23 protein-coding genes and 1 riboswitch are annotated in these 17,845 nt (G+C 32.0%); of the genes, 3 read left to right on the top strand and 20 right to left on the bottom strand.

The annotated features are described in order from the left end of the window. Positions 1-130 precede the first annotated feature (130 nt). The 3 genes from MHI13_RS03910 to csoR all read right to left on the bottom strand — a co-directional run bounded on the left by MHI13_RS03910 (position 131) and on the right by csoR (position 899). Positions 131-268, bottom strand: coding sequence for an Lmo0850 family protein (locus MHI13_RS03910; protein ID WP_002437525.1), 138 nt, complete (start codon positions 266-268; stop codon positions 131-133). Between the two features lie 112 nt (positions 269-380). Next, entirely contained in the window at positions 381-590 is a 210-nt protein-coding gene (gene csoZ, locus MHI13_RS03905) for a putative copper chaperone CsoZ (RefSeq protein ID WP_048787783.1), read from the bottom strand. Between the two features lie 15 nt (positions 591-605). Continuing rightward, the gene (gene csoR / locus MHI13_RS03900; protein ID WP_002437530.1) at positions 606-899 is read right to left on the bottom strand and encodes a copper-sensing transcriptional repressor CsoR; all 294 of its coding nucleotides are present in this window, start codon (positions 897-899) and stop codon (positions 606-608) included. Positions 900-1,064: 165 nt separating this feature from the next. On the opposite strand from csoR, the gene cls reads away from it, so the two are divergent. Both cls and MHI13_RS03890 read left to right on the top strand, forming a co-directional pair. Continuing rightward, positions 1,065-2,549, top strand: coding sequence for a cardiolipin synthase (cls, locus tag MHI13_RS03895; protein WP_049379485.1), 1,485 nt, complete (start codon positions 1,065-1,067; stop codon positions 2,547-2,549). A gap of 34 nt (positions 2,550-2,583) precedes the next feature. Beyond that, on the top strand, positions 2,584-3,231 hold the full coding sequence (locus tag MHI13_RS03890) for an HD domain-containing protein (protein WP_002448635.1): 648 nt from the start codon (positions 2,584-2,586) through the stop codon (positions 3,229-3,231). 57 nt (positions 3,232-3,288) lie between these two features. Here the strand turns inward: MHI13_RS03890 and yidC are convergent, their stop codons facing one another. The 7 genes from yidC to MHI13_RS03855 form a co-directional block, all read right to left on the bottom strand. Beyond that, positions 3,289-4,158 (bottom strand): membrane protein insertase YidC, encoded by an 870-nt coding sequence (yidC, locus tag MHI13_RS03885; RefSeq protein WP_002455066.1) that lies wholly within the window; start codon positions 4,156-4,158, stop codon positions 3,289-3,291. Positions 4,159-4,246: 88 nt separating this feature from the next. Beyond that, positions 4,247-4,885: a thiamine phosphate synthase gene (gene thiE / locus MHI13_RS03880; RefSeq protein ID WP_048787784.1), complete on the bottom strand. Its 639-nt coding sequence runs from the start codon at positions 4,883-4,885 to the stop codon at positions 4,247-4,249. A 2-nt stretch (positions 4,886-4,887) separates the two neighbouring features. Next, positions 4,888-5,676, bottom strand: coding sequence for a hydroxyethylthiazole kinase (gene thiM / locus MHI13_RS03875; protein WP_017175143.1), 789 nt, complete (start codon positions 5,674-5,676; stop codon positions 4,888-4,890). Beyond that, positions 5,669-6,490, bottom strand: coding sequence for a bifunctional hydroxymethylpyrimidine kinase/phosphomethylpyrimidine kinase (gene thiD, locus MHI13_RS03870; protein WP_017175142.1), 822 nt, complete (start codon positions 6,488-6,490; stop codon positions 5,669-5,671). Before thiD ends, thiM begins: the two co-directional genes overlap by 8 nt. Then, a complete protein-coding gene (gene tenA / locus MHI13_RS03865; protein ID WP_019835613.1) occupies positions 6,483-7,172 on the bottom strand; it encodes a thiaminase II in 690 nt (229 codons plus the stop codon). Before tenA ends, thiD begins: the two co-directional genes overlap by 8 nt. A gap of 76 nt (positions 7,173-7,248) precedes the next feature. Further along, positions 7,249-7,351: riboswitch (TPP riboswitch) on the bottom strand. A gap of 212 nt (positions 7,352-7,563) precedes the next feature. Continuing rightward, positions 7,564-8,310, bottom strand: coding sequence for a transglycosylase family protein (locus MHI13_RS03860; RefSeq protein WP_340761022.1), 747 nt, complete (start codon positions 8,308-8,310; stop codon positions 7,564-7,566). A 403-nt stretch (positions 8,311-8,713) separates the two neighbouring features. Next, complete coding sequence (locus MHI13_RS03855; protein ID WP_017175139.1) at positions 8,714-9,109, bottom strand: single-stranded DNA-binding protein; 396 nt, start codon at positions 9,107-9,109, stop codon at positions 8,714-8,716. Between the two features lie 193 nt (positions 9,110-9,302). Between MHI13_RS03855 and MHI13_RS03850 the strand changes: the two genes are divergently transcribed. Beyond that, positions 9,303-9,743, top strand: a complete 441-nt coding sequence (locus MHI13_RS03850) for a YwpF-like family protein (RefSeq protein ID WP_049420261.1) — start codon at positions 9,303-9,305, stop codon at positions 9,741-9,743. A 49-nt stretch (positions 9,744-9,792) separates the two neighbouring features. Here MHI13_RS03850 and fabZ read toward each other — a convergent pair whose 3' ends face one another. The 10 genes from fabZ to atpE form a co-directional block, all read right to left on the bottom strand. Further along, positions 9,793-10,230: a 3-hydroxyacyl-ACP dehydratase FabZ gene (gene fabZ / locus MHI13_RS03845; RefSeq protein WP_002448673.1), complete on the bottom strand. Its 438-nt coding sequence runs from the start codon at positions 10,228-10,230 to the stop codon at positions 9,793-9,795. Between the two features lie 27 nt (positions 10,231-10,257). Beyond that, positions 10,258-11,523 (bottom strand): UDP-N-acetylglucosamine 1-carboxyvinyltransferase, encoded by a 1,266-nt coding sequence (gene murA, locus MHI13_RS03840; RefSeq protein WP_017175137.1) that lies wholly within the window; start codon positions 11,521-11,523, stop codon positions 10,258-10,260. A 106-nt stretch (positions 11,524-11,629) separates the two neighbouring features. Beyond that, on the bottom strand, positions 11,630-11,860 hold the full coding sequence (locus MHI13_RS03835; RefSeq protein WP_017175136.1) for a DUF1146 family protein: 231 nt from the start codon (positions 11,858-11,860) through the stop codon (positions 11,630-11,632). 313 nt (positions 11,861-12,173) lie between these two features. After that, a complete protein-coding gene (locus MHI13_RS03830) occupies positions 12,174-12,575 on the bottom strand; it encodes a F0F1 ATP synthase subunit epsilon (RefSeq protein ID WP_002448708.1) in 402 nt (133 codons plus the stop codon). A 21-nt stretch (positions 12,576-12,596) separates the two neighbouring features. Next, entirely contained in the window at positions 12,597-14,009 is a 1,413-nt protein-coding gene (gene atpD / locus MHI13_RS03825; RefSeq protein ID WP_017175135.1) for a F0F1 ATP synthase subunit beta, read from the bottom strand. Positions 14,010-14,030: 21 nt separating this feature from the next. Continuing rightward, complete coding sequence (atpG, locus tag MHI13_RS03820; protein WP_017175134.1) at positions 14,031-14,897, bottom strand: ATP synthase F1 subunit gamma; 867 nt, start codon at positions 14,895-14,897, stop codon at positions 14,031-14,033. Positions 14,898-14,928: 31 nt separating this feature from the next. Then, positions 14,929-16,437 (bottom strand): F0F1 ATP synthase subunit alpha, encoded by a 1,509-nt coding sequence (gene atpA, locus MHI13_RS03815; RefSeq protein WP_017175133.1) that lies wholly within the window; start codon positions 16,435-16,437, stop codon positions 14,929-14,931. An 18-nt stretch (positions 16,438-16,455) separates the two neighbouring features. Further along, the gene (locus MHI13_RS03810) at positions 16,456-16,995 is read right to left on the bottom strand and encodes a F0F1 ATP synthase subunit delta (protein WP_017175132.1); all 540 of its coding nucleotides are present in this window, start codon (positions 16,993-16,995) and stop codon (positions 16,456-16,458) included. Then, positions 16,995-17,525: a F0F1 ATP synthase subunit B gene (locus MHI13_RS03805; protein WP_017175131.1), complete on the bottom strand. Its 531-nt coding sequence runs from the start codon at positions 17,523-17,525 to the stop codon at positions 16,995-16,997. Before MHI13_RS03805 ends, MHI13_RS03810 begins: the two co-directional genes overlap by 1 nt. 86 nt (positions 17,526-17,611) lie before the next feature. Next, entirely contained in the window at positions 17,612-17,824 is a 213-nt protein-coding gene (atpE, locus tag MHI13_RS03800; RefSeq protein ID WP_002448651.1) for a F0F1 ATP synthase subunit C, read from the bottom strand. Positions 17,825-17,845: the final 21 nt, after the last annotated feature.

Raw genomic sequence — 17,845 nt, 5'->3', positions numbered from 1 at the left:
ATGAAAATAGTATAAAAGAGAATGGGACAAAACTCATTTTGACATTATCGTTCCACTTCGATAATGTATCTCCAACATATAAAAAAGTCTGAGACAACTAATAATGTCTCAGACTTTTTTCAATCACATATTATTTAAGTTCTTGAGTAACGGTTTTTGTGGTAGGCAAAGTATTAATAATGTCGAAACGAGATTTTGTTTTTTTGATATTGACGCCTAAAGATGATAATAATTTGACTACATTTTGTAACTTATCTGATTTGTTCATGGTATCTCACCTCGTTTTTTGACCTTCAATGATATACTACCCTAATTAGTCATGCTTTACTACCATATTTGAAAATTATTTTAAATTATTTAAGTTACACTAAAGCTTTTTATTATGAAAGTACTTTAAATCCAGCGTCATAAATTTCTTTTTCAATACTATTTAAATTAGTAGGTGTTTCATATTCAACATTAACCTTATTTCTTTCTATATCGATTGATACTGTATGTACTCCAATCATATTTAACAAACGTTCATTTAACATTTGTGCTTGTTCTTCTGTTTCAATGTTATCTATAAATACAATATTACTGTTTAACATATTACAATCTCCTAACTAATCTTTCACTAGTTTTTGAAATGTCACTAGTAGTTCTTCCATTGCTTCTTCTTCAGTACCTTGATTTATTTTTTCCATAATACAACTTTTCATGTGATGTTCCAGTAACTTAGTAGCAACACTATTAAGTGCTGAACGTGTTGCTCTTATCTGAGTTAATACATCATCACAGTAGACGTCTTCATCAATCATTCGATTAATTGCTTTAACTTGTCCTTCTATTCGATTTAATCGAGATTTTAAATTTAATTTAACTTGCTCAGAATGATGGGCATGATTTTGATTTTCCAACTAATTCACCCTTTCATAACTTCTATATCATCGTATAATTTCCTCTTTATTACGTCAATTATACATTTTTATTTTAAAAATTAATCATACCATTTATTATAGTGCATGGTACAATATTTGTTAGTACATTAATTTTAAATGATTTAGGAGGTTCAATTAATGAATATGGTAGAGATCGTGCAATTATCTTTTTTACACTCTTCTTTAATTATTAACATCATATTAATCACTGCCTTTATATTAAACTTGATTTTCGCATTTATCATTATCTTCATGGAACGTCGTAGTGCAGGTTCCATTTGGGCGTGGCTTTTAGTTCTTGTATTTCTACCGATAGTAGGATTTATTTTATATCTATTATTAGGGCGTCAAATACAACGCAAACATATTTTTAAATTAAAAAAAGAAGATCGTAAAGGTTTAGCTATGATCGTTGATGAGCAATTAAATGCACTTGAAAAAGATGATTTTTCTAAAGGTAATCATCAAATTGTTAAGTTTAAAGAAATGGTGCACATGTTACTCTATAATAATGCTGCATTTTTAACTACTGATAACAGTATAAAAATCTTTACAGATGGTCATGCTAAATTTGACGCATTAATTGAAGATATTCAGAATGCTAAAGATTATATACATATTCAATACTATATTTTCAAAAGTGATGGTCTTGGACGTCGTATTTTAAAGGCACTCGAAGACAGACTTGAAGATGGTATAGAAGTTAAAATGTTATATGATGATATGGGTTCAAGAACATTACGCAAGAAAGATTTGAAACAGTTTAAAGACAAAGGTGGACGCGCAGAAGCCTTCTTCCCTTCCAAATTGCCCTTAATCAATTTAAGAATGAATAACCGTAATCATAGAAAAATTGTAATTATAGATGGCAAGATTGGCTATGTTGGGGGGTTTAATGTTGGTGATGAATACCTTGGTAAAGGTAAAAAATTTGGTTATTGGAGAGATACTCATTTAAGACTTGAAGGTGATTCTGTCAATGCATTAGAATTAAGATTCATCTTAGATTGGAATTCACAATCAACACGTGACAATATCAGCTATGAAGATAGATATTTTCCTGATGTAGATTCAGGCGGCGAGATTGGTGTTCAAATCGCTTCAAGTGGTCCTGATGAAGACTGGGAACAAATTAAATATGGCTATTTAAAAATGATTATGTCAGCAAAACATTCTATTTATATTCAATCACCTTATTTTATTCCTGATCAAGCTTTTATTGATGCCATAAAAATTGCCGCTTTAGGTGGAGTTGAAGTTAATTTAATGATTCCTTGTAAACCCGATCATCCTTTTGTTTATTGGGCTACATTAAAAAATGCCGCTTCTTTATTAGACGCAGGTGTTAAAATTTATCAATATAATAATGGATTTCTACATTCAAAAACACTCATTGTCGATGATGAAATCGCTACTGTAGGTACAGCAAATATGGATAATCGTAGTTTTACATTAAATTTCGAAGTGAATGCGTTCATTTATGACGAAGATATTTCTCTTCAACTTAAAAAAGCATTTATTAAAGATATGAAAGTCTCATATGAGTTGACTAAAGAATTATATAATCAACGTAGTACTTGGATTAAGTTTAAAGAAGGCATATCTCAATTATTATCACCTATTCTTTAAACGCATTCAATACATGTTTTTAAAGGAGTAGTTTATGAATCAAGCAGAACAAATATTATTAGCTAAAGAATATATGTACCAATTTCATAAAAATGATTACTCTGGACATGATATTGCACATATTGAACGTGTCACATTATTAGCTAAATACATTGCCAAACAAGAACATCAAGGCGATTTTCTTACAATAGTATTGTCAGCTTTATTGCATGACGTCATAGATGATAAATTGACTGATAAACACCATGCTTTAAGCGAATTACATCAATTTTTTAAAAAAATAGAATTGGATGATACTGTTCAAAAGAATATTATTTTTATTATTAAACATTTGAGTTATCGAAATGGTAGAAATAACGATGTTACACTTCCAATCGAAGGACAAATCGTTAGAGATGCTGATCGCTTAGATGCTATTGGTGCTATAGGTATAGCAAGAACGTTTCAATTTTCTGGACATTTCAATGAGCCGATGTGGACAGAATCTCCCTATCATTCAATTCCTTCAGAAAAAGATATGGTTGATTTACCTCCTTCTGCTATTAGACACTTCTATGATAAGTTATTAAAATTAAAAAAATTAATGCATACACAAACAGGATTTCAACTAGCTGAAGAACGTCATCAATTTATGAAACTATTTTTATCTCAATTTTATAGCGAGTGGCACTTAGAAGAATAAAAAAAGTAGGAAAAGATCATCTATCTTTTCCTACTTTTTTATCGTATTATGCTTATATTATTTTTTCTTCTTATTATTTTTAGAAACAACTTGCGTATTTTTACCTTTTTTATTTGAATTATTTTCTTTATGTGCCTCAACCATAGGTCCAATTTCTTGTTTTGCAACTTTTTCATAATGTTTATTTGCAAAGAATGTTTGAATAATTAAGAATGCCGCACTGACAGACCAATATAAACCTAGTGCTGAAGCTGAACTTAATGAAATCCAAATAATCATAATAGGTGAAACAATCATCATCATATAAGTCATTTGACGTTGTTCTTCAGGCATTTGTTTACTTGACACCCATGCTTGAATAAAGTATAACACACCGGCAATAATAGTAATCCAAATATCAGGATGTACTAAATTAAACCATAAGAAATGTGGATGTTCTGTAATACCGCCACCAATACGATAACGCAATACGAAATATAATCCCATAACAATAGGCATTTGAATTAAAACAGGTAAGCAGCCTAAAGCACTCTTCATAGGATTGATATCATATTTCTTATAAACTTCCATCATTTCCTGATTAGCAGCCATTTTTTCTTCTTGAGTACGTGCACGTTTCACTTTTTCTTGTACACCTTCTACTTCAGGTTTAGCAATTTTCATTTTTTCACGCATCATATGGCTATTTTTATAGTTTGATAGCATGAAAGGCAATAAGATAATACGAATAACTAATACTAAAACGATGATTGCAATACCATAATCATCATGAAAAACAGAATGGCCTAACCAATGTAGAATTTTAGCCATTGGTTCAACGAATGTATTGTAGAAAAATCCATTTCTATTACTAGATTTGGAATAGTCACATCCAGCTAAAAAGACCATTACCCCTAATAACAAAGGTAGTAGCGCTTTCTTCTTCATTTTTACACCTCTATTGATATATTCACGTAGAAATAATTTTATCATAGATAGGGTGTACTAGAAAACAAAAACTGAAAAAAAGAGATATTTATTTGAAATAGTGCTTTAATTTATTAACAGTCTTGTCAATATTTTGACTATGTGTAATGACTGAAATAACTGACACACCATCAGCGCCTTCTTTAGCTATAGGTTCACAATTGTCTTCAGTAATACCACCTATAGCAACCATAGGTAAGCTTGGATTAATATTTTTTAATGTTGCAATCATTTCAGGACCTACAGGGGCACTTGCATCAGATTTTGAAGATGTCTCATACATTGGACCTACACCTATATAATCTACGTGTTCTAAATCTGATTGTTGATATTCCTTTACGTTTCCTACACTTAACCCTATAATTTTATTTTTAAAACGATTAGCAAAAGAAGCAATTATTTCGTCATCTTGACCTACATGTATACCATCTGCATCAATTTTTTCAGCTAAATCCACATCATCATTAATTAGAAAAGGTACTTTATACTCATGACAAAGTGTTTTTAATTCCTTAGCTAAGGCTTCTTTTTCATCCCCTACTAAAGCATTTGGCCCTTTTTCTCGAAATTGAAATAATGTAATTCCTGATTCTAATGCTGCTTTTAAAACATCTTTAATATTTTGATCACCGATGATGTCTTGTGTTCCACATATAAAATAGACTTGTAAGCTTTTTGAATCAAACATATTTAAACCTCTTCACGTTTTACAAATTGTTTATAAGTATCATAGTTAAGTTGATACATTTCATCAAGTAATTGAGATAAAAATGTTCCAGGTCCATTAACCTTTTCACTTTTTTCAGCAATCTCTGCAGCGATATTATAATAACTTACTGATTCTTCTAATACTTGTAATGATGGATGTGTATTTCTAAATAAAAATCCAGCAACTAAACCGCCTAATAAACAACCAGCGCCTGTGATTTTTGCCAGTAATGGAGAACCATTTGATAGTTTGACAATTTGATTATCTTGAATAATAACATCTTCTCTACCTGTAATAACAATTGCTGTTTGATATTTTTCATAAGCTTTTTTAGCAATTGTCACTACATCTAAGTCTGTTTCCCCATCAGTGCCTTTCATTGTAGTATTTGAATCTACTAAAGTAAGAATTTCAGATGCATTTCCTTTAATCACAGAAACATTTATTTCAGAAAGAAAAGTTTCACAGAATTGTTTACGATATGTTGATGCGCCTACAGCAACTGGATCAAATACAATGGGTGTACCTTGTTGATTAGCAATTTTTCCAATTTCTAAAATATCTTTTTCATTTGCTTTAGTTAATGTTCCAATATTTATAAGCAGTGCCCCTGCTACTTTATAGAACTCTTCTGCTTCTTCTGGAGCTTCACTCATTGCTGGACTTGCACCAATACTCAAGAGTCCATTCGCAGTGAAGTTTTTAACCACATCATTGGTATAACAGACTACTAGTGGATTCTCTTGTCTTATCTTTTCTAAACTATTCATCGTCTAAACCTACTTTCTTCATATAAGCAAAATGGTTTACCGGGCCGCGTCCTTGACCGATTTCAGGTGTATGTTCAATACTTAATGAAATAAATTTTTTAGCTTTTTTTACAGCTTCATAAATTGTTTTACCTTTAGCTAGTTCGGCTGTGATAACAGCTGAAAATGTGCAACCTGTACCATGAGTATGTGGCGTATTAAATCGCTTCTCTTCAAAAGTATAGACATCATCTTTAGTAAATAAAAAGTCTTTAGCATTATTTAAATCAGCAGAATGACCGCCTTTAATTACTACACCTTTACTTCCTATTTCATTTATAAATATATGACCTGCTTTACGAATATTATCTTCAGTATCAATTTTCAAGCCAGTAATTTCTTCAGCTTCTGGAATGTTAGGAGTAACGACATCCGCTAATGGTAAGAGCGTTTTCTGAAGATGTTTTTTTGTTTCATCATCCATTAAGGAATCACCACTTTTTGCTAGCATAACTGGATCGATAACATAGGGAATATTGCTATGATTTTTTAAATACGTTTGAATCAGTTCCATCGTTTCATGTGTAGCAATCATTCCAGTCTTAATTGCGTGAGGTAATTCATCATCAAATACGCTATCTAATTGTTCTTTAACCCAACTAGTTTCTAGATTATGGATATGTTGAACTCCTTTAGTATTTTGAGCCACAATACTTGTAATAGCAGCCATTCCATATACGCCACAAGCATGGAATGATTTTAAATCTGCCATAACTCCTGCGCCACCAGAAGGGTCAGTACCAGCAATTGTTAACGCAATCTTAGGTTTATTCATGATTTGCTCCTCCAAAATCCCATTCTTCATCAATGTATGCCATATTAAAGAAGTGACGTTCATGTACAGTACTTTGTAAAAATGCTTCTTTAATTTCTCTTTTTTCCTGTTCGGTACAATGTTCTGTAAGTTCATTTAACAAACGGTCAAATACTTCAATTAAAGGTGCCATTTCAGTGCTATAAAAATCAAACCACTTAGCAGTAAGTGCATCTCTATTAAGATTTGAATCTTCTAATCCCCATTTAGCAACCACTTCATATACGTAAGGACATGGTGCCATTGCAGCTATAGTGTATGCAGCATTTTCGTGTGTATAAGCATGATAATACATATGTTTAATGTAATGATCTCCACTAGGTGGCCACACTTTTTCTTTTACAATTTCTTCATAAGGTTCATTAATATAGTCCGCTAAAATTTCATGGGCTTCTACTTCGCCGTCTAACATAAATTCAATTTGCTCTACTAAGAATTTCACTTCTTTCATAGTAGGTGCTTTAGGAATAAGTAAAGCATATAAATTAGTAAATTCTTTTAAATAAGAAGCATCAGCACGTAAGTATTGGCGTACTGCTTGTTTTGATAATTTTCCCTTTAATAAATCTTGAATAAAACCATCATTATAAATCTCTTCAATAATTGGCTTTGACGCTTGCTTTAATTCATCTGAAAAACTCATTAACTATTCCTCCTTAAATAAAAAAACTACATTTCAACGTAGAAATGTAGTCAATATTCAAAAAAATAGAATGAATGAATATGTATTACTACTTTCCTACGTTGGCATTAACCAAATCAGGTTATAAGGGTCTGAATGCTTCATCTCAGCCATGTTCCATGGCTCCCCTAGTAGTCTTTAGTTTAATTTAACCATAACAAAACCATTGTTATAATTCAAATAAAAAAGATATTCATTGAAATAAGTTTAATTCATACAACTATTATTATAAATATAATAAATAAAGAATAGTACAGAAATCTTTCTAAATTCAGTCATTACTATCAATATATATAAAAATGCCTAAGACAACTCATATTGTCTCAGGCACTAGTAAATTATTTATTAAGTTTTACGCTGTAACCCATTGAGATGGACCTGCAGTATTATAAAGTTTTACTGCCGCAGCATCTTGAACACTTTCAGGTACTTGTGCTGGTGATACACCTTTATATTGTGCTGGTGCTACTGAATCCCAAGTAGATTGTAAGAATTGATATTTACCTGCTGCACCAGAAGAAGGGTTGATGGCATGAATATCTCCACCTGATTCGCGTTGAGCGATTTGTTGTAAATGACTATTTACATTTACAGATGAACCACTTGTTGATTGTTTAGGTTGATTTGTAGTTGCATTAGCAGGTGCTTGTTGTGTTTGAGTTGCTTGTTTAGTTTGTGTTGTTTTTGGTGCTTGTTGTGTTTGAGCTTCATTTGCATAGTGTTGACTTACATTTGAAGTTGAAGCTGATTGATTTATATGATTATAATTATTATTTTGGAAAGATACATTTTGTGCTGATTGAGTTGAAGCTACATTTTGATTAGCACTATTTACAGTTGAACCGTTTGATGGATAATATTCCCATTTAAAATATGTTCCATCTGACCAAAAATGATAAGTTTTACCATTTAAATTAAATTGGTAATTATAAGCTCCTTCTTGAATAGGATGTTGATTTAATGATTGATCGTTAGATTCCGCTAATTGAGCTAATTTTTCTTTATTAATTTGATTTTCACTTGCATCAGCATGACTTACGTTTCCTGCTACTAATCCTAAGCCTACTGCTAATGAAGATGCAATAATTGTCTTTTTCATAATAGTATAATCCTCCTAAGTCATTTGTTTTCTTAAATATTTTACGGATACTACTCTAACATCTAAAAAAGCTTAGCAGGTTACAGTGAAATAAAAAAAATATACTTATTTTACATTAAAATTACATAGATTTGTAAATAATTTTTCTTATATATATACTATAAACACTTTAATGGCAGTGTTTATTAGATATATAATAAAAGAACCAACTGTAATTACTTTGTAATATTTCAGAAAAATACACTGTCTTTTTTATCATTCAATGAATGAGTTGTATCTAATGTCTTATACATAGTTAAAGAGGTCGGAATATTTATACCGACCTCTTGAGTATATTTGAGTATAATTGAAAGACTTATTTTATATTAATTGGAAAGGTTTGGAGTATTAAAAATAGAGAGTTTTATTTTATATTCATTAATTCGAGATTATCAAATGGATAAGTGTCTGTATTTAGTGAGCTATCTGAGAGTTTTTCATTATTTAATTTAGGGGACATAAATTTAATTGTTTCAACATATAATTCTGTAACAAAGTGAGTTTGTTTTTCCTTTTCATATTTACGAGAACGCATTTGGCCAGTAATACCTACTAAAGATCCTTGAGAAGTATATTTTTCAATGTTGCTAGCCATCTTACCAAATGCTTTACAAAATATATAATCACACGCTATTTCATCATTTTCATCTTTATAATTACGTTCAGTAGCCACACTAAACGTTGCGATTTTCACCTCCTCATTATCATAAATTTTTGCATCTTTAGTCATACGACCAACGATTACTATCTTATTTAACATGTGTCACCTCCTTATATCGTTATATTAAATAGAATTGAATATAACGTCAAAAAGCTATTTTTTTAGATTTCTTCCCTTTTTAGTATTAATATCTGATATATTTAAGTAAAATATTAAGATATGAGACGACTTATTTAACAAAAAAACAATAATCATATAATTTAAAAATGTTTAAGAGTATGGGAGACATGTTATGAAGACTTTTAAAGCAGTTCGATTCCAAATAGTAAGCGATGATAACAGGATTTCAGAATTTGAACTTTATGATGGTGTTATTATAAATAAAGAGAATAGTGGTACAGGTTGGCTCCTAGAAATTGTAATTTCAGATACACATTATGATATCATGCAAAAATTTTATGAATCACAAACAGTATTAGATATCAGAGTGGTAATTACTAGACCTTCTAACGATCCAGCATTGTTTGATGCAACAATAAAACATATCTCTCTATTTGAAAAGAAAATATCAATTATTTTCGATTGTCATATTTATACACATCGTCAGGTATACGCAGAAACACTATTAGAACAACTTATTGATGAAGGATTATCAGGAGAAGAATTAAAAATTACATTTAACAGAATGATGCAATCTAAACCGAAATTAAAAGAAGAAAAATTTGAAAGATAAAAATAGAGTAGTAACGAAACGAATGATTTCGCTACTACTCTTATTTTAATTACGCATCTTGAATAGCAAAAGTAAGTTCACAACTACAAGCAAGTTGTCCATCAACAGTAGCTTTTGCTGTACCTTTTCCAATAGGACCTTTAATTTTTGTAATTTCAACTTCTAACATTAAAGTATCACCAGGTGTCACTTGTTTTTTAAATCTACATTTATCAATCCCAGCAAATAATGCAATTTTACCTTTATTTTCTTCACTATTTAACATAGCTACCGCTCCAGTTTGTGCCAAAGCTTCTGTAATGAGAACACCAGGCATAACTGCATAATCAGGAAAATGTCCTTGGAAAAACGGTTCGTTTCCTGAAACTTGTTTTAAACCTACACAACGCTTTCCTTCTTCATATTCAACAATACGATCAATAAGTAAAAAAGGTTGTCTATGAGGAATGATTTTTTTTATTTCATTATAATCAAAAATTGTTTCCATAACTATTACCTCAAATCTATTTAAAAATTAGTCATCGACTCTTTTGATATCTGCACCAAGTGATTTTAACTTCTCATGGAAATTAACATAACCACGATCTAAGTGTTTAAGTTCTGTTACTTGAGTTGTACCTTCTGCCACTAAACCAGCCAAAATAAGAGCTGCGGCTGCTCTTAAATCCGTAGCTTTTACTTGAGCACCTTGTAGTTGACTTTTACCTTCTATTTTAGCACTTCTACCTTCTACATTAATATTAGCATTCATTCTTCTAAATTCTGCAACATGCATAAATCTATTTTCAAATACTGTTTCAGTTACCACTTTATGGCCTTCAGCTGTTAATAATAATGCCATCATTTGTGATTGCATATCTGTAGGGAAACCTGGATGAGGCAGTGTTTTAATATCTACAGGTTGAAGTTCACCATTTGTAGTAACATGTACACCTTCCTCATTAAAATCGAGGTTAACTCCCATTTCTTCTAATTTATAAATTAAACTTGTCATATGTTCTTTAACAGCACCTTTTACAAAAACATCTCCTCTTGTAATTGCTGCTGCGATAATAAGTGTACCTGCTTCAATACGATCAGGTATAATTGCATGTTCAACGCCCGTTAATTTTTCAACACCATGGATAGTAATGGTATCTGTACCAGCACCAACAACGTTACCACCCATTTCATTGATATAATTAGCTAAATCTACAATTTCAGGTTCTTTAGCTACATTTTCGATAACTGTTTTTCCTTGTGCTAAAGAAGCACCCATTATAATATTTTGAGTTGCACCTACACTTGGAAAATCTAGATGAATATTTGCACCTTTCAATCCCTCTTTAGTGCTTGCGTATATATTTCCGTTTTCTAAATGAATTTCTGCACCTAAGGCTTCAAAACCTTTGATATGTTGTTCAATTGGACGAGCACCAATTGCACAGCCACCTGGTAATGCAACGATTGCATGACCTAAACGTGCTAATAAAGGTCCCATTACTAACACACTTGCTCTCATTTTACTCACATATTCATAAGGCGCTTCTTCATTTAGTGTAGCAGAAGCATCAACTGTAACTGATCCGTTTTCTTTATCATAATCCACTTTAGCATTTAAAGTAGATAAAACATTATTGATAGTAACAACATCACTTAAATCTGGCACATTGGTTAATTTACTTTGTCCTTCAGACGCTAATAACGATGCTGTAAGGACAGGTAATACAGCATTTTTAGCTCCTTCTACTTGAACTTCACCAGTAAGGCGATTGCCTCCATTTATAATTATCTTATCCATATTAATCCTCCACATTAAACTCCTATTTCTTATAACATTTCCCATTTTGAATTACTTATTTAATTAGTATATCTACATTTTTAGTTAATTAGTAGAAATTCATTTTTTAAAATAAATATTTAATTTGTGTAGAATACTGTAATAAATCCACGATAAAGTTACTTACTGCAGTACCCATTAAAATTGCTAAGAAAATCATACACACTTGTAGTTGTGTTGAATATCCTTTTTTAAAAAATTGATCTAATCTGAGAGAATGTAATGCCCAGTACGCAATACATATACATATTACATGTAAAAATAGATGTATTATTGCAAATTGTCCAACATATTCCATTCTTTTCTCTCCTTAAAGATTTCTGTAATATATTGTACATTAAAAAAGTTAATAATGATACATAAGAACGTTACGATATTTAATAAAAGTAACTAAAATAAAAATTTAAAGTTATTATCATTCTAAGTTCTTTTATGTACAATAAAAAAAGAGCTTGAAACACCATTAAATGTCTCAAACTCTTTTAATATATTAAGAATAATTAACTAAACCAATAATATTTTAATATCTGTTACTTTTTCATTAACCATTCTCACTAAATTGAAATAATATATTCATCATAAATATTATCCCACATCATTTAATTTAATCATTATTTTAATTCAGCTACACGCAGACGGTTTTCCGCTCTAGCTAATGCGCGTTTAGCTCGGTTAATGTCACTGTTATCCTCTTCATCTAAATGAGACTGAGCTCTTTGACGAGCCAACTTAGCTCTTTCTACATCAATCTCACTAGCTGTTTCAGCTGTTTGAACAATGACAGATACTTTATGTTGTCTAATTTCAACAAAGCCACCACTAACAGCTATATACTCAGTACCATTCTTAAACTTAACTTTAATATGGCCTATCTTTAATGCGGCAACTGTCGGAATATGTCCACTCATGATACCTATTTCGCCCGCAGTAGTTTGAAATACAACGAGTTCAACATCATCTTTTTCGTAGACTGAACCATTAGGAGTGACAATATCAAGATTTACTGTGTTCATTATCTTTACCTCCTAATTAGTTTAAACTTCAACACCCATATCTTTAGCTTTAGCAATAACATCATCCATACTTCCAACTAAACGGAACGCATCCTCAGGAATATGATCATATTTACCATTTAAGATATCTTTAAAGTCCGCTACAGTTGTTTTAACTGGAACATAAGAACCTTTTTGACCAGTAAATTGTTCAGCCACATGGAAGTTTTGTGATAAGAAGAATTGAATTCTACGCGCACGTTCTACTGTTAATTTATCTTCTTCAGATAATTCATCCATACCTAAAATTGCAATGATATCTTGTAATTCTCTGTATTTTTGTAATGTAGATTGAACTTCACGTGCAACTTCATAATGTTCTTGTCCAACAATAGATGGTTCTAAAGCTCTAGAAGTTGAAGCTAATGGGTCTACCGCAGGATAAATACCCATTTCAGTTAATTTACGTTCTAAGTTTGTTGTTGCATCTAAATGCGCGAACGCAGTTGCTGGTGCTGGGTCAGTATAGTCATCGGCAGGAACGAATACTGCTTGAATTGAAGTGACTGAACCTTTATTAGTAGATGTAATACGTTCTTGTAATTGACCCATTTCAGTTGCTAATGTTGGTTGATAACCTACAGCTGAAGGCATACGTCCTAATAATGCTGAAACTTCAGAACCAGCTTGAGTAAAGCGGAAAATATTGTCAATGAATAAAAGTACATCTTGACCTTGTTCATCACGGAAATATTCAGCCATTGTCAATGCAGATAAAGCAACACGCATACGCGCACCTGGTGGCTCATTCATTTGTCCAAATACCATGGCAGTTTTATTGATAACGCCACTATCGCTCATTTCATAGTATAAGTCGTTACCTTCACGAGTACGTTCACCTACACCAGCGAATACAGAAATACCACCATGTTCTTGAGCGATATTATTGATTAATTCTTGAATTAATACAGTTTTACCTACACCGGCACCACCGAATAAACCAATCTTACCACCCTTAATATAAGGTGCTAATAAGTCTACAACTTTGATACCTGTTTCAAGGATTTCTACTTCAGTAGACAATTCATCAAAATTAGGTTGACGACGATGAATTGGATCACGTCTAACAGAACTATCTATTTTTTCATTTAAATCTATTGTTTCTCCTAAAACGTTAAACACACGTCCAAGTGTTTCTTCACCTACAGGAACACTAATATCTTTACCAGTATTCACAACCTGCATACCACGTTGAACACCATCAGTTGAATCCATTGCAATAGTACGAACAACATCATCACCTAATTGCAATGCAACTTCTAATGTTAATTTGAATGTGCCATCATTTTTAGGGACTTCAATAATTAGGGCATTATTAATTTCAGGGACTTCATTATGTTCGAATCGAACATCAATTACAGGACCCATAACCTGAGTTACACGGCCATTACCCATGTTGTTTCCTCCTTTAAAATATTATTCAAGTGCGGCAGAACCACCAACAATTTCTGTAATTTGTTGAGTGATTTCAGCTTGTCTCGCTCTATTATATTGTAATGATAAGTCATCAATAAGTTCAGTTGCATTATCAGATGCATTTTTCATTGCAGTCATACGTGCTGCATGTTCACTAGCCTTAGCATCAAGAATCGTTCCATAGATTAAACTTTCAACGTATTGTGGAAGAATAACTCTTAAGATTGAGTCTTTATCTGGTTCAAATTCATATGACGACATTTGACCTTGGCCTTGACTAGAATCTTCTTGAGATAATGGTAGAACTTGTTTAACAGAAGGTTTATTTTCAAGAACACTAACATAGTGGCTATAATAAATCTTAAGTTCATCAATATGTTCTTCACTGAATAAGTCAATCGCATGCTTAGCGATAGCTTGTATTGATTTAAATGAAGGTTGATCAGGTACATCAACAAGTGAACTTTCAACTTCATAACCTCTATTTTTAAGGAAATCAACACCGGATTGACCTAAAACAATGATGCTATATTCATCACTATTTGTATGTTTTTCTTTAATGTCATTGACTAGTCGTTTAAGCACATTCGAACTATAAGCACCCGCTAATCCTTTGTCACTTGTAATAACCAGGTAACCACTACGTTGAATGTGTCTTGGTCTTAACATTGGATGACTTGAATTTTTACTTGCGCCTGCAATAGCAGTTATCGCATCTTGCATTTTTTCCATATAAGGTTCGAATTGCTTAGTATTTTTTTCAGCTCGACGTAATTTAGAACTTGAAACCATGTTCATCGCTTTAGTAATCTGTTTCATTTTTTTCGTCGATTTAATACGACTATCTATCTCTTTAAGAGAAGCCATTATCTCACCACCTTTTTGATTTAAAGTTTAGTTATTCAGACTTGCTAAAACTTTTCTTAAATTCATTAATAGCTGATTCAAATTTAGCATCATCAGGAAGGTTACCAGTTTCTCTGATTTCTCCTAATAATTCTGAAGCATTTGATTTAGACCAACTATTTAATTCATCTTCAAAACGTGTAATGTCTTCTACAGGAATGTCATCTAAATAACCTTTTGTTAAGGCATAAATAATTAACACTTGATTTTCAACAGGAAGTGGTTTGTTTTGATCTTGTTTTAAAACTTCAACCGTACGTTTACCACGTTCTAATTTTCTAGCAGTATATTCGTCTAAATCAGAACCAAATTGTGCAAATGATTCTAACTCACGATAAGATGCTAAATCTAAACGTAATGTACCGGCAACTTTTTTCATTGCTTTAATTTGTGCTGAACCACCAACACGTGATACAGACTGACCGGCATTGATCGCAGGTCGTACACCTGAGAAGAATAAATCAGATTGTAAGAAAATTTGTCCGTCAGTAATTGAAATTACGTTAGTTGGAACATATGCAGAGATATCTCCAGCTTGTGTTTCAATGATAGGTAAAGCTGTAATTGAACCGCCACCTAATGCATCGCTTAATTTAGCTGCTCTTTCTAACAATCTACTGTGTAAGTAGAAGACGTCCCCTGGATATGCTTCACGACCTGGAGGTCTGCGTAATAATAATGATAATTCACGATAAGCTGCTGCTTGTTTAGTTAAATCATCATATACAACAAGTACATTTTTTCCATTAAACATGAACTCTTCACCCATTGTTACTCCTGAATAAGGGGCAATGTATAATAATGGTGCTGGTTCCGCTGCTGATGCAGATACAACAATTGTGTAGTCTAAAGCACCAGCTTGACGTAATTTTTCAACGTTTGCACGTACTGTTGAATCTTTTTGACCAATAGCTACATAAATACAAATTGTATCTAAACCTTTTTGGTTTAAAATTGTATCAATACCAATCGTTGTTTTACCTGTTTGTCTATCACCAATGATTAACTCACGTTGTCCACGACCAATTGGTACTAATGCGTCAATCGCTTTAATACCAGTTTGTAATGGTTCATCAACTGATTTACGATCCATAACACCTGTTGCTTTTTGCTCAACAGGGCGTGTCTTAGTTGAATTGATAGGACCTTGTCCATCAATTGGTTGACCAAGTGGATTTACAACACGTCCGATAAGTTCTTCACCTACTGGCACTTCCATGATACGGCCAGTACGTTTAACTTCGTCGCCTTCTCTAATTTCACTATAAGGTCCTAAGATTACGACACCCACATTTGATTCTTCAAGGTTTTGTGCTAAACCAAGCACTCCATTTGAAAACTCTACAAGCTCACCAGCCATACAATCATTTAATCCGTGAATTAATGCAATACCATCACCAATTTGAAGGACGGTACCTACATCATCAACAGACATTTCTGACTCATAGTTTTCAATTTGTGAGCGAAGTAATGCACTGATTTCTTCAGCTTTGATGGCCATCTATGTCACTCCTCTTTTTTAATTAACTCTTTTAAATTTACGCTCTATTTGTTCTAAATCATTTTTTATACTGCCATCTAATACAGTAGTCCCAACTTTTGCTCTAAAACCGCCAATTAAGTTAGGATTTATTTTAGTTGTAATATGTACTTTAGACAATTTAGTTTTGTTAAGAATTACTCTTTCAATACGAGATAATTCTTCTTCATTCAATTGATATACAGATTCAACCAAAGCATCACCTTGATTATAATGATGGTCATACAAATGTTTAAATTCTTTAAAGATAGAATGGATAAGCGCTAAATGACGATTATTTGCTAAAATCATTAGCATATTTTTTAAGTAATAGTTCGCATCCCCAAATACAATACCTGCGAATTTACGTCGTTCAGAAGCAGGCTGATTAGGATTTGAATCAATTGCTTTTAAATCATCAATGTAATTTAAAGTTGCATGACTAACTTCTTGTAATTCTTCATACATTAAATCTAATCGATCTTTATCTATAGAGACATCAAATAAAGCTTTAGCATATTTTTTTGCTACATCTGCCATTATTTATCGCCTGCCTCTTTAAGATACTTATCAACGAGACCTTTTTGATCTTGTTCTGAAATTTCTTTTTGTAAAACTTTAGAAGCTATTAAAACAGATAACTCAGAAACTTGATTATTAATATCTGCAAGAGCGCGTTCTTTTTCACTGTTGATTTCACTTTGTGCTGTTTCAATCATACCGTTTGCACGTTCATGTGCATCTTTAATAATTTCTTCATGTTGTTTACGTGCTTGAATTCTTGCATCTTCAAGAATATGATGAACTTCATCTTGTGTTTCTTTAAGTGTCTTTTTATTTTCTTCTTCAAGTTTTTGTGCATTCAATTTTGCTTCTTCAGCTTCGTCAATATCTCTATTGATATCGCGTTCACGTTTATCCATTACTTCTTTTAATGGACCCCAAGCAAATTTTTTCAATAACGCTAATAGGATTATAAATGTAATAATTGTAACAATTGTTGTTCCCCATTCAACGCCACCTGTAGTTGCACCTAAAACAAATGAATTAGTTAATGCGTTCACTGGCATTTGACACTCCTTTCATTATTAATCATCACTTTGCCACTAAATAAAACGAATGGCGAAGATCAAAGAGACTTCGCCTCGAACATTTCTTATCTGAATAATGTCATGAATGAGATAACAACGCCGATGATTGGTAATGCTTCAACTAAACCAATACCAATGAACATAATACTCATTAATTGACCACGTGCTTCTGGTTGACGTGCTACACCTTCAACTGTTCTAGAAACAATAAGACCGTTACCGATACCAGCACCTAATGCTGATAAACCGATTGCAATTGCTGCTGCGATTAAACCCATATTAATAATTCCTCCTAAAAT

Source organism: Staphylococcus sp. FSL K6-0223 (genome assembly GCF_038008285.1).
This window is presented reverse-complemented; position numbering and strand designations above follow the sequence as displayed.